A 10,940-nucleotide genomic window follows, 5' to 3' on the forward strand; every position below is an offset into this window, starting at 1 on the left:
CGAGAGCCGAGCCGTCGATGAAAAGCCTCCACCCGTCCTCAGGAGAAGATTTCCGCCAAGTCTTCGACGCTCGTGCCTTCCTTGACCTGGCGCAGCTCGACATAGCTGACGGCGATGGCAGTGGAAAACACGACTTGCTCGACCGCGCGCGCCAGAGCGTCCAGGAAGAACACGAGCGGAATGCCTAAGTGGGATAGGACGCGGCCCAACGTGAAATTTGTTGCGACCAAAGCTACGAACAGGGGGAACCAGAGACTGAGCAGAGACCAACGGCTGCCCTTGGAAAGATCGCGGCTGCGGCCCAAACTCGCGAATACCCCCAGTTTTTCCTGAATCAGAACCGGTATCGCTACAACCCAGAGAACCAACAACAAAAATCCCGGAACGACGAGCAGCACGAGGCCGACTGTGAAGCCAATGTTGACAATCAGCGAAATGCCGATTGCCGGCAGCAGGAGTGCCACGGCCGTCCCGATGCAATCACGCATCGACGGCCGCTTGCCGCTCAAATCCTCAATGGCAGCGCGCGTCAAAGCCACCTCCAGCAAGGACATGAGGACAATATAGCCGATCGCGCCAACCACCGTGAGCGCGACCCGTTGAACCGAGAATTCCGGGCCGCCATGCTCGACATTCGTAACGGTATTCCTGAACCAGAGCGCAAATACGAATCTCGGCAGGGCGGAGAAAATCAAGGCAAGCCCTAGGCAAAGAACGGGATTGCGTCCGATGACGGCAAAGCTGTCGTTGAAAACCCTGCCGATGCGAAATTTGTCGGGCTGTTCCAGCGTTATTGACGCCACGATATTACCTATCCAGTCCAGACCGATCCTGACGCGATGAAGGCAGCAAATCCCTTGCCGCTACGAGAAGATTTCCGCCAAGTCTTCGACGCTGGTGCCTTCCTTGACTTGTCTCAGCTCGACATAGCTAACGGCGATGGCAACCGATATTACCGTCGACACGACCGTTGACACAACGGCGCTTCCAATCGCGCCCACAATCAGGCCAACGGTCGAGAGGCTGCCGGTAAGGGCGAAAGCCAATCCAAACACCAAAGCGAATGCCATTTGGAAGGCAATCGCCACCAAGAACAGAATCAGCAAAAGGCCGAATAGTGACCAGCGGCTGCCCTTCGTCAGGGCGCGGCTCCGCGACATCGAGCCAAACACGCCAAGGCGCTCCTGGATCAGCACGGGTACGGAAACCGATATACCAAGCAACCACATGATGCCGGGAACAAGCAGCATCACGAACGCGACGATCGTCCCGAAGATCGGGATAATCAGCCCTGCGACGGCAATCGCAACAACCCCGAGGACCATGACGAAAAAGACCACCAGCCCGATCCCAAGCGTCGGGAATATGCAGCGTAAAGCTATTTGGATGCAGTCACCGATTGCCGGGCGCTTGCCGTTCAAGTCTTCTATCGTCGCCCTCACCAGTGATGATTGAAACAACAAAGCCAGCACAAGATATATCAAGCCAAAAGCCACCGATATTAACGAGTTGCGTAGAATCGCCGAGGGATCGGCAACAGCCAGAGTTTCGGGACTAGCAATATTGATGTTGGCAAAATTGCTGTAATTCCAAAGGTTAAGCACCAGTGCCGGAAGGGCGGAAAAAAGAGCCGCTAGTCCGACCAACAGACCCGGATTGCGGCCGATAACCGCAAAACTGTTGCTGAAAACCCTGCCGATGCGAAACTTGTCCGACCGTTCCAATGTCGTTGAAACCATGATGCGTCCCCCGCTTAATCACCGCATATCGGCTGGTGATCCCCGCATTAAATGTGCCAACATTGGAGGTCGCCGTCCAGCCCACTTGCAATTGTTCCGCTGCATTGTCAGTGTCGGCTGGGAACCACAGGTTGCAGGGGAGCGGGTGGCGGTGGCACAGCCAGGCACAGCGGAAGCCGAACGGCTGACCAATCTGCACAAGCAGCTGATCGCCGATGAGTCGATCCAGTTCGACCTGCCGGCCTATGTGCCGTCGAAGCCGCCCGAATGGCTGAAACCGCTGCAGGATTTTTTGTCGTGGCTCGGTCCCTACATGATCTATCTGTTCTGGGGGGCGGTGATATCGGGCGTCGCAATCATCCTGCTTCTGGTCTTCCTCGAGGTGAAAGGCATCGCCTGGCGGCTGCCGTGGCAGCGCGCCCGACCCGAAGTCGAAGACGAAGAAGCCTGGCGCCCCGACGCCGGCGCCGCGCAGATCCTGTTGTCGCAAGCGGATGCACTGGCCGCACGCGGCGACTACGACGAGGCGGTTCACCTTTTGCTTCGGCGCAGCGTCGCCGATATTGCCGGGCGGCTGCCGGACTTCCTGCGCCCGTCGCTCACCGCGCGCGACATCGCCAATGCCCCTTCCCTGCCGGGAAGGGCGCGCCATGCGTTTACCGAGATCGCCCGCATTGTCGAGGCGGCGCTGTTCGCGCGCCGGCCGGTCGGCGCGGAAGGCTGGCGGCAGGCGCGCGGCGCCTATGAACGTTTCGCCTTCCGGGATGCCTGGACGTGAGCGCACCGGCGGTCGAGGCACAGGAGCCGTTCAATCGAAAGACACTGTTTTGGGGGATTTTCGCCAGCCTCCTTGCGGCGGCCGGTTTCTTCCTGCTGTCCACCTATGCTCCCGATTTCCGGCAACCCGGCAATGGCGGCGCCACGCCGCTGTCGAAAAGCGGCGTCGGCTACGCCGGCCTGGCGGAATGGCTGCGGCTCACCGGCGAAGCGCCCTTGATGGCGCGGACCGAAGACGACCTTGCCAGAGATATACTGCTGATCGTCACCATCTCGCCCGACAGCGATCCGGAGGCGCTTGACCGCATTCTTGAGCTTCGCGATGACCGCGAGACTCTCTTCGTGCTGCCCAAATGGCAGACCTTGCCCCTCCAGCAGCATGAGGGATGGAAGATGAAAATCGAGCGTTTGCCCGACACCGTAGTCAACGATTGGCTCGGCCGGATCGCCAAGGCTAAGCTCGGTGTCGGCAGGAGCACCGTCGAGCAACTCGAGATCCGGGGCCATCTCGTCGCCGCGCCGCAAGACATGCAATGGGTTGCCGACGATCACCCGATCATTGCGGCAGGCAGCGGCAAGGCCGTCCTCATCGAATTCCAAGACAAACCCTTTTTCATCCTGACCGACCCCGACCTAATCAACAATTCCGCGCTTGGAGATGCCGACAAGGCGGCCGCGGTGCGCGACCTGATCCAATGGCTGCGGCCTGGCAAGGGTCTGGTCATGTTCGACCTGACGCTGCACGGCGGGGCGCGGAAATATGACCTCGCCAAGCTCCTGGTCGAGCCGCCGTTCCTGGCGCTGACACTGACGATCCTGATCGCTGCGGCGCTGGCGTTCCTGCATGGCCTTGGCCGGTTCGGCCCGCCGCGTATCGACCAGCGCGCGATCGCCTTCGGCAAGCGTGCGCTGGTCGATACGACGGCGATGCTCATGCGGCGTGCCGGCCGGCTGGACGAGCTGGGAGGCCGCTATGCGGCCTTGATGCGGGTGCGCGCCGGCGCGCTGCTCGGCGCACCGCATGGGTTGCAAGGCAAAGCGCTCGACCACTGGCTCGACTCTCGCGATAAGGAGCAAGCCGGCGGCTTCACGACGCGCTCGCAAGCGGCCGGCGAGGCGAAGAATCTGACGCAGATGCAACAGGCAGCAGAACGGCTGCATGACTGGACGGCAAGGAGGCTCGGTGAACGTCGATGATGTGAAGGCCCTGGCGACACGGATCAGGGAAGAAGTGGCCAAGGCGATCACCGGGCAGCACGATACGGTCGACCTGATGCTGACCGCCTTGTTTGCGGGCGGGCATATCCTGCTGGAAGGTCCTCCGGGCACGGCCAAGACAATGACGGCGCGCTGCTTCGCCCAGGCGCTTGGGATCGCCTACGGGCGGATCCAGTTCACGCCGGACCTGATGCCCGGCGATATCGTCGGGTCGAACATCTACAACTTCCAGACCGGGCAGTTCACGCTGACGCACGGCCCGATCTTCTGCGATCTCCTGCTTGCCGACGAAATCAACCGCACGCCGCCCAAGACGCAGGCCGCACTGCTCGAGGCGATGCAGGAACATGCGGTCACCTTCGACGGCACCACGCATTCGCTCGGCCGCAATTTCATGGTCGTCGCGACCCAGAATCCGATCGAGCACCAGGGCGTCTATCCGCTGCCGGAGGCGCAGCTCGACCGCTTCCTGTTCAAGCACCGCGTCAGCTATCCCGGCCCCGAGGAAGAACGAGCCATCATCGTCCATCACGGCGGCGGCTCCGCCTCGCACGACATCGCGCAATATGGCATCGAGGCGCAGACGGATCGCGAAACGCTGCAGGAGGCCCTTGAAGTCGTCGGCTCCGTCACCCTTGTCGACGATGTCGTCGGCTACATAGCGGCGCTGGTTCGGGCTACGCGCGAAAATGCCGATCTGGAGGTCGGGGCCAGTCCGCGCGCCGGCGCCATGCTGGCGCGCGCGGCGCGTGCCCGGGCGGCGCTGGACGGACGCGCCTACGTGATCCCCGACGACGTCAAGGCGCTGGCGGTGCCGGCGCTGCGTCATCGCGTCATCCTTTCGCCTGCCGCCCAGATCGATGGCCGGCTGGTCGAGCAGATCGTCTCCGACCTGGTCGACCAGACGGAAGCACCACGTTGATCTATCCCAGCGGCCGAGCGGTATGGGCAGCTGCGGCCGGCGCGGTGCCGGCCTTCCTGGTCGCGCTGGCACTGCCGTCGTTCTGGTATCTGGGGTTGCTGTGGAGTTGCCTGCTACTTGCCTTCCTGGCGGTGGATGCCGCGGCCGGACGCGGACGGGCATCGCTGAATGCCAGCATCGATGCGCCGCAGCAGGTCGGTGTCGGCGGCGAGTTCAGCGTGCACGTCGCCGCCCGTCACTCGGGGCCGCGCGCCGCGGAGGCCCGCGTCGGCCACGATGCGCGTCTGGCGCCGGTGAGCGGCAGCGGCGGCGCCTTGCAGCCGACCGCTGGAGGCGGGTCGCTCAATCTCCGCTTCCAGGCGCTGCGGCGCGGCGTCGCCAGCTTCGACCGTCTCTGGGTGCGCTGGCGCGGGCCATTCGGGCTGGTCTGGAACCAGGTCGTACTGCCGGTGGAAAGCAAGGTTGCGGTGCTGCCCGACGTCAGCAGCGCTCGCGGCGAGGCGATCACGCTGCTGCAACATGCGGCGCTTGCCGAAGGCCATGCGCAGCGCCGCGCCGGTCAAGGCCGCGAGTTCGACGCGCTCAAGGACTACCAGCCGGGCATGGGCCGGCGGATGATCGACTGGAAGCGCAGCGCCCGCCACGGCAAGCTGTTGGCGCGCGAGTTCCGCATCGAGGAGAACAACAACATCGTGCTGGCCATCGACAGCGGACGCCTGATGTGCGAACCGGTCGACGGGGTGCCGAAGGTGGACCGGGCGGTGACGGCCGCCCTGCTGTCGGCATTCATCGCGCTGAAGGGCGGTGACATGGTCAGCTTGTTCGGCTTCGATGCAAGGCCGCGCGTTTCGAGCGGCGCGGTGCGCGGCCCCGCCAGCTTTGCGATGATCCAGAAACGGGCCGCCGAGATCGATTATTCCAGCGAGGAGACCAATTTCACGCTGGCATTGACGACGCTGGCGGCGCGGCTCGACCGCCGCTCGCTGGTCATCATCTTCACCGATTTCGTCGATCCGATCAGTGCGGAATTGATGCTGCGCACCGTGGGCCGGCTCACCGAACGGCATCTCGTGCTGTTCATGATGATGAAGGACACCGAACTGGAGGGCCTGGCCGACCTGCCGCCACGCTCCGGCGAGGATGTTGCCCGCGCGGTCGTTGCCGGAGGGCTCTTGCGCGAAAGGCAGGTCGTCATCGGCCGGCTGCGCCTGCTCGGGGCGCATGTGATCGAAGCCGACCACAACCGGCTGGGTCCGGCGCTGGTCGAGCGCTATCTGCAGTTCAAGCAGGAGGACTTGCTGTGACGGCGCCAGTCGCCGACAATGCTGCACGCGGCGACGCGGTACGCCAGTCGCTGGCCAGCTTCCGCCGCGAGCGCGAGGCCGACTGGAAGGCATTCGAGGCGCTGCTGGCGCGTGTCGAGAAGCGTGCGCCGCGGACGCTTTCCGAAGAGGAGTTGCTGTCGCTGCCGCTGCTCTATCGATCGGCGCTGTCTTCCCTGTCGGTGGCGCGCGCGACATCGCTCGATAATGCGCTGGTCGGCTATCTCGAAGCGCTGTCGCTGCGCGGTTATTTCTATCTCTACGGCGCGCGCCGCGGGCTGCGGCAGCGCCTCGCCGATTTCTTCCTGCATGACTGGCCCGAAGCCATTCGCGACCTGTGGCGCGAGACATTGGCGTCGGTCGCGCTGATGGTGATCGGCATTGGTGCAGGCGCCTGGCTGGTGGCATCCGACAAGAGCTGGTTCGACGCGATCATCCCGCCCGGCCTGGCAGGAGGCCGGGGCCCCGACACCTCGGCCGAACTGCTGCGAGGCATGCTTTATGATGGCGACAATGGCTTTCTCTCGGGCTTTGCCGCCTATCTGTTCACGCACAACGTCCAGGTCGCAATCCTGGCCTTCGCCCTTGGCTTCGCCTTCGCGGTGCCGACGGTACTGCTGATGCTGTTCAACGGCTGCATGATCGGGGCGTTGTTCCAAGTCTATTGGTCCAAGGGGCTTGGCATGGAGCTCGGCGGCTGGCTGGCCATCCACGGCACCACCGAATTGTTCGCAATCTCTTTGGCCGGCGCGGCGGGCATGCGCATCGGCACCAGCATCGCCTTTCCCGGCGAATTGACACGCATGGCGGCAGCGGCTCGCGCCGGACGCATCGCCGCGAACGCCATGGTTGGGGTCTCGGTCATGCTGCTGTTTGCCGGGCTGCTCGAGGGCATTGGCAGGCAGACCATCACCAGCGACGTCACGCGCTACGGCATTGGCGGTGGCATGCTGGTGCTGTGGATCGGTTATTTCTACCTGTTCCGGGCGGTGCGGCATGGCGATCGTTAAACGCGCCGCCTTCGCGGCTATACGGCCGCTGATCACGCCCGAAGGCGTCGATCTTCAGATAAAGTTGGCCGACGCCGGCACGCGGGCTTCCGCCTTCCTGCTCGACATCGTGTTCATCGCCGTGGCGGCAATCGTGATCACGATCGTCGCGCTATTCGGGGTGGGAGGCCTTGGCAGCGAGGGATTTCAGCCGCTCTTCGTCGTCTGGATCATCCTGATCTTCTTTCTGCGCAACGCCTACTTCATCGTCTTCGAAGCGGGCCGGCGCGCGGCTACGCCCGGCAAGCGGATCGTCGGCATCCGGGTCGCGTCGCGCAGCGGAGACGGCCTGTCGATCGACCAGGTCATCGCCCGCAACCTGATGCGCGAGATCGAGGTGTTCCTGCCGCTGTCGATCATCGTTGGACGCAGCGGGACCGACCTCGCCGACACGTTGACGACGGTGTTCGGACTGGTGTGGACGCTGCTGTTTGCCTTGTTCCCGCTGTTCAATCGCGACCGCATGCGGATCGGCGACCTGTTGGCGGGGACCTGGGTGGTCGAGGCACCGAAGCGCGCCTTGCTGGAAGATCTGTCGGCCCGGCAGGATGCCGGCGCTGGCGCGTTCCGGTTCAGCCACGCCCAGCTCGACGCCTACGGAATTGCCGAACTCCACAAGCTGGAGGAGGTGCTGCGCCGCGACGACTATTTCGCCCTGCGGACGGTTGCCGAGACGATCGGACGCAAGATCGGCGCGGCACCCCAAGCCCATGACGCGCGCGCGTTCCTGACGGCGTATTACGGGGAATTGCGGGCGCATCTCGAGCGCAAGCTGCTGCTGGGCAACCGCAGGGCCGATAAGCATCAGCGGTAGGTTCGCTTTCGCAGCCCTTCTATTGGAGAACTACGATGGCTTGGGTTTGGTACGATCGATTGGATACGTCGTTTCAGCCGGCGACTTTTGACTACGGTTCTCCAGTAACCCCCGTTGATGCGATGACCTCCGTACCAATCGAGGAATCTCGTGGTCGGCCGGTGCTTCGTGCCAGATCCAATTTAATCAATTTTGAAAGCCTTCACTGCCCACCAACTGGCAACCCTCCGGCTGTTGATGATACGTGGCAGGAAATAATTTTGAAATTCGTGCCCCAAGAGTTTGTTCAATTTTATCCAATAACCTTAGTGGCCCGCGACGGAACGACTAACAAGTTTTCTTGGGTTCTGCCACTCAGCCGGGTTCGCTGCATAGATCCAGAACGATCTGATGTTGCCAGCGCGGTGGAAGGAGGTAACGTCTTACATATAATTTCTTGTAATTTTTACGTACACTTTGAGCACTGCTTAGGCACTATTCATCTGGCTAGAGATGAGCAGCAGTTAAATCATATAGTTTTGTCCGACGAATTGAGAACTGCACTCGCCGTAACAGGCGAGTCCTCAATGTTTTTTCGACCAGGCGACGTTCCCACGTTGATTAGGCGGAGGGTCCACTGACCAAAGATAGTGCAAACTTTGCCAACCGGCCAGACCGCCCGTCGCTTCCTACCCCACCCACTTCTCATAATCGGACACCAGCAGGTGCAGCGGTGCTGTGTCCTCGTCGATGTCCGCGAAGCGGCCGATTGGTTCGCGGAAGACGTTGTCGGTGAGATCGTCGTTGACGGTCGAAACCTCGCCGATCAGCACGTCCTTGCCCTCGGCCCAGAAGGCGTGCCAGACGCCCGGCAGCAAGGTGACGCTCTGGCCTGGGTCGAGCTTCAGGAGCCCACCCGCAGGTAGTCTGTGGATGGTTCCGTCGACAGGCACCGATACTTCGGCCTTCGGATCGATGCCGCCATCGCGATCATGCATGAACAGCTCCAGCACCAGTTTGCCGCCGCCACGGTTGATGATGTCCTCGGCCTTGATGTTGTGGCGGTGCATCGGCGACAGCTGATCCTTGCGCGAGATCATGATTTTTTCGGCATAAAGCATGCCCATGCCCTTCTTCATGTCCTCGTAGCGGCCGTTGCGAACGGTGAACAGGAACAGGCCGAGCTCGTCGAATTTCTCCTGGCCGTAGTCGGTGATGTCCCAGCCAAGCCGCGACGAGAAGATTGCCGACGAATCCTGCCGGCGCGCCTTCATCTCTTCCGGCGACCAGTAGGCGAAGGGCGGCATGATGTAGCCGAACGAGCGGATGAAGGCGTCGGCGTCGCGGATGATGTCGTTGATGGCGGAGCGTTTCATGATCGTGGTTCCTTCCCGTCGCTTTGCGAGCGCTAGAACGGTTCATCGTTTCACGGAAACGCCGAACCGCTCGATCTTTTTTTGGACGCAATTCCGGACGGAAAACCGTTTCACACTTTTCCTGGAATTGCTCAAACCGCAATAGCCGAACGTCCATCCGGTGTCGATGCAAACTGCTGTCGCTGGCCCCATGACATGCGGTCCGATCAGGGCCATAAGGTCAACCAATTTTCCGATGGTGAGACCATGCGCAGCATAGACGACCTCGATACGCCGGCGATCCTGATCGATGCCGACCGCGCCGAAGCCAATATCGCGCGGGCGCAGGCCCATGCCGACCGGCACGGGCTGAAGCTCCGGCCGCACATCAAGACCCACAAACTGCCCTACTGGGCAAAGAAGCAGATCGCGGCCGGCGCCGTCGGCATCACCTGCCAGAAGATCGGCGAGGCCGAGGTCATGGCCGACGCCGGACTGACCGACATCTTTCTGCCCTACAATATCCTCGGGCGGGCCAAGCTGGAGCGCCTCAAGGCGCTGCACGGCCGCGTAACCCTGTCGGTGACAACGGACAGCATGGACACGCTGATGGGGCTTGCCGCCACCTTTACCGATCCCGGCCACCGCCTGCCGGTGCTGGTCGAATGCGACACCGGCATGGGCCGCTGCGGTGTGCAGTCGGCCGGCGAGGCAGTCGCGCTGGCGAGCGAGATCAACAAGGTCCGGGGGCTCGTCTTCGGCGGCTTGATGACCTACCCGGGGGCCGGCCGCGCCGCCGAGACCGAGGCGTGGCTGGCCGAAGCGCGGCAAGCACTTGCCGCAGCCGGCCTTGCTTGCGAGCGCATCTCCAGCGGCGGCACACCCGATATGTGGCGTTCCGGCGAGCATAGCGTCGTTACCGAATACCGGCCCGGCACCTACATCTATCTCGACCGCTACCAGGTCGCCAAAGGCGTCGGCAGCCTCGACGATTGCGCACTGACGGTGCTGTCGACGGTGGTCAGCCACCCAACGCCGACACGCGCCATCCTCGACGCCGGCAGCAAGGCCCTGTCCAGCGACACACTGGGGCTCGCCGATTTCGGTGAGCTGCTGGGCATTTCAGGCGCAAGGGTGACCAGCCTCAGCGAAGAGCACGGCAACGTCACGCTGTCAGGCGGCGCCGAGCTTCGCATCGGCGAGCGCGTGCGCGTCGTGCCCGACCATTGCTGCGTCGTCACCAACCTGTTCGACGAGGTGCATCTGATCGAAGGCGACAAGGTGCTGGAAACGCTGCCGGTGGCAGCACGCGGGCGGATGGGGTGAGTCCAGCTGGAGCGCGTGCGCTTCAGGTACAAAATCCTTCAAACGCTGGAGGGACAGCACCCCCCCTCTGGCCTGCCGGCCATCTCCCCTCAAGGGACAGGGCTATCGCATATGAGTGATGGCATTGATGAGATAGTCGTCGTTCCAGGCGCATTTCTTGATGCGATGGCTGATGGGAACTTTGGCAGCATCGGCGGCCTGAAGGATGTTTCTGGCGAGGCGATTGAGAAGGGCCGTGTTGGCGGGGGCATTGTCCTTGCGGGCACGGCTGAGATCCTCATCGAGATGGACATCGAGCATCCAATGCAGGCCGTTCTCGATCTGCCAATGAGCTCTAGTGAGGTCGAGCGCCCGCTGCGGCGACATGAGCGTGGAGGCCATGAACAGGCGCATCAACGGCTTGGCCTGATCGCGTCGGCTGGTGATGCGGATGAAGGCC

11 protein-coding genes are annotated in these 10,940 nt (G+C 62.7%); 7 read left to right on the forward strand and 4 right to left on the reverse strand.

Going from position 1 to position 10,940, the window contains the following annotated elements; genetic code table 11:
• Positions 1-38: 38 nt before the first annotated feature.
• Entirely contained in the window at positions 39-803 is a 765-nt protein-coding gene (locus NKH33_RS08435) for a hypothetical protein (RefSeq protein WP_352492975.1), read from the reverse strand.
• Positions 804-863: 60 nt separating this feature from the next.
• Positions 864-1,739 (reverse strand): DUF7847 domain-containing protein, encoded by an 876-nt coding sequence (locus tag NKH33_RS08440; protein WP_352918891.1) that lies wholly within the window; start codon positions 1,737-1,739, stop codon positions 864-866.
• 151 nt (positions 1,740-1,890) lie between these two features.
• Between NKH33_RS08440 and NKH33_RS08445 the strand changes: the two genes are divergently transcribed.
• From NKH33_RS08445 to NKH33_RS08470, 6 genes are all read left to right on the forward strand, one after another.
• The gene (locus NKH33_RS08445) at positions 1,891-2,517 is read left to right on the forward strand and encodes a DUF4129 domain-containing protein (RefSeq protein WP_352918892.1); all 627 of its coding nucleotides are present in this window, start codon (positions 1,891-1,893) and stop codon (positions 2,515-2,517) included.
• Positions 2,514-3,713, forward strand: a complete 1,200-nt coding sequence (locus NKH33_RS08450; RefSeq protein WP_352918893.1) for a DUF4350 domain-containing protein — start codon at positions 2,514-2,516, stop codon at positions 3,711-3,713. The genes NKH33_RS08445 and NKH33_RS08450 overlap by 4 nt, the downstream gene beginning before the upstream one ends.
• A complete protein-coding gene (locus NKH33_RS08455) occupies positions 3,700-4,656 on the forward strand; it encodes an AAA family ATPase (protein WP_352750464.1) in 957 nt (318 codons plus the stop codon). The genes NKH33_RS08450 and NKH33_RS08455 overlap by 14 nt, the downstream gene beginning before the upstream one ends.
• Positions 4,653-5,960: a DUF58 domain-containing protein gene (locus NKH33_RS08460; protein ID WP_352918894.1), complete on the forward strand. Its 1,308-nt coding sequence runs from the start codon at positions 4,653-4,655 to the stop codon at positions 5,958-5,960. The genes NKH33_RS08455 and NKH33_RS08460 overlap by 4 nt, the downstream gene beginning before the upstream one ends.
• Positions 5,957-6,988, forward strand: coding sequence for a stage II sporulation protein M (locus tag NKH33_RS08465; protein WP_352918896.1), 1,032 nt, complete (start codon positions 5,957-5,959; stop codon positions 6,986-6,988). The genes NKH33_RS08460 and NKH33_RS08465 overlap by 4 nt, the downstream gene beginning before the upstream one ends.
• A gap of 64 nt (positions 6,989-7,052) precedes the next feature.
• On the forward strand, positions 7,053-7,841 hold the full coding sequence (locus tag NKH33_RS08470) for an RDD family protein (protein ID WP_352495276.1): 789 nt from the start codon (positions 7,053-7,055) through the stop codon (positions 7,839-7,841).
• A 668-nt stretch (positions 7,842-8,509) separates the two neighbouring features.
• Here NKH33_RS08470 and NKH33_RS08475 read toward each other — a convergent pair.
• A complete protein-coding gene (locus NKH33_RS08475) occupies positions 8,510-9,196 on the reverse strand; it encodes a D-lyxose/D-mannose family sugar isomerase (protein ID WP_023674428.1) in 687 nt (228 codons plus the stop codon).
• A gap of 246 nt (positions 9,197-9,442) precedes the next feature.
• Here NKH33_RS08475 and NKH33_RS08480 point away from each other — a divergent pair, with 246 nt between their 5' ends.
• Complete coding sequence (locus NKH33_RS08480; protein WP_352918897.1) at positions 9,443-10,501, forward strand: D-TA family PLP-dependent enzyme; 1,059 nt, start codon at positions 9,443-9,445, stop codon at positions 10,499-10,501.
• Between the two features lie 102 nt (positions 10,502-10,603).
• Here NKH33_RS08480 and NKH33_RS08485 read toward each other — a convergent pair whose 3' ends face one another.
• The gene (locus NKH33_RS08485; protein WP_502906727.1) at positions 10,604-10,894 is read right to left on the reverse strand and encodes an ISAs1 family transposase; all 291 of its coding nucleotides are present in this window, start codon (positions 10,892-10,894) and stop codon (positions 10,604-10,606) included.
• Between the last annotated feature and the right edge of the window lie 46 nt (positions 10,895-10,940).

The sequence above is a fragment of the Mesorhizobium sp. M1182 genome, from assembly GCF_040318335.1.
Lineage (GTDB): Bacteria > Pseudomonadota > Alphaproteobacteria > Rhizobiales > Rhizobiaceae > Mesorhizobium.

What these genes read in the sequence shown, in the direction of transcription:
- NKH33_RS08440 (WP_352918891.1), bottom strand. Translation starts at nt 1,739, where the DNA reads ATGGTTTCAACGACATTGGAACGGTCGGACAAGTTTCGCATCGGCAGG.
- NKH33_RS08475 (WP_023674428.1), bottom strand. Translation starts at nt 9,196, where the DNA reads ATGAAACGCTCCGCCATCAACGACATCATCCGCGACGCCGACGCCTTC.
- NKH33_RS08480 (WP_352918897.1), top strand. Translation starts at nt 9,443, where the DNA reads ATGCGCAGCATAGACGACCTCGATACGCCGGCGATCCTGATCGATGCC.
- NKH33_RS08485 (WP_502906727.1), bottom strand. Translation starts at nt 10,894, where the DNA reads ATGCGCCTGTTCATGGCCTCCACGCTCATGTCGCCGCAGCGGGCGCTC.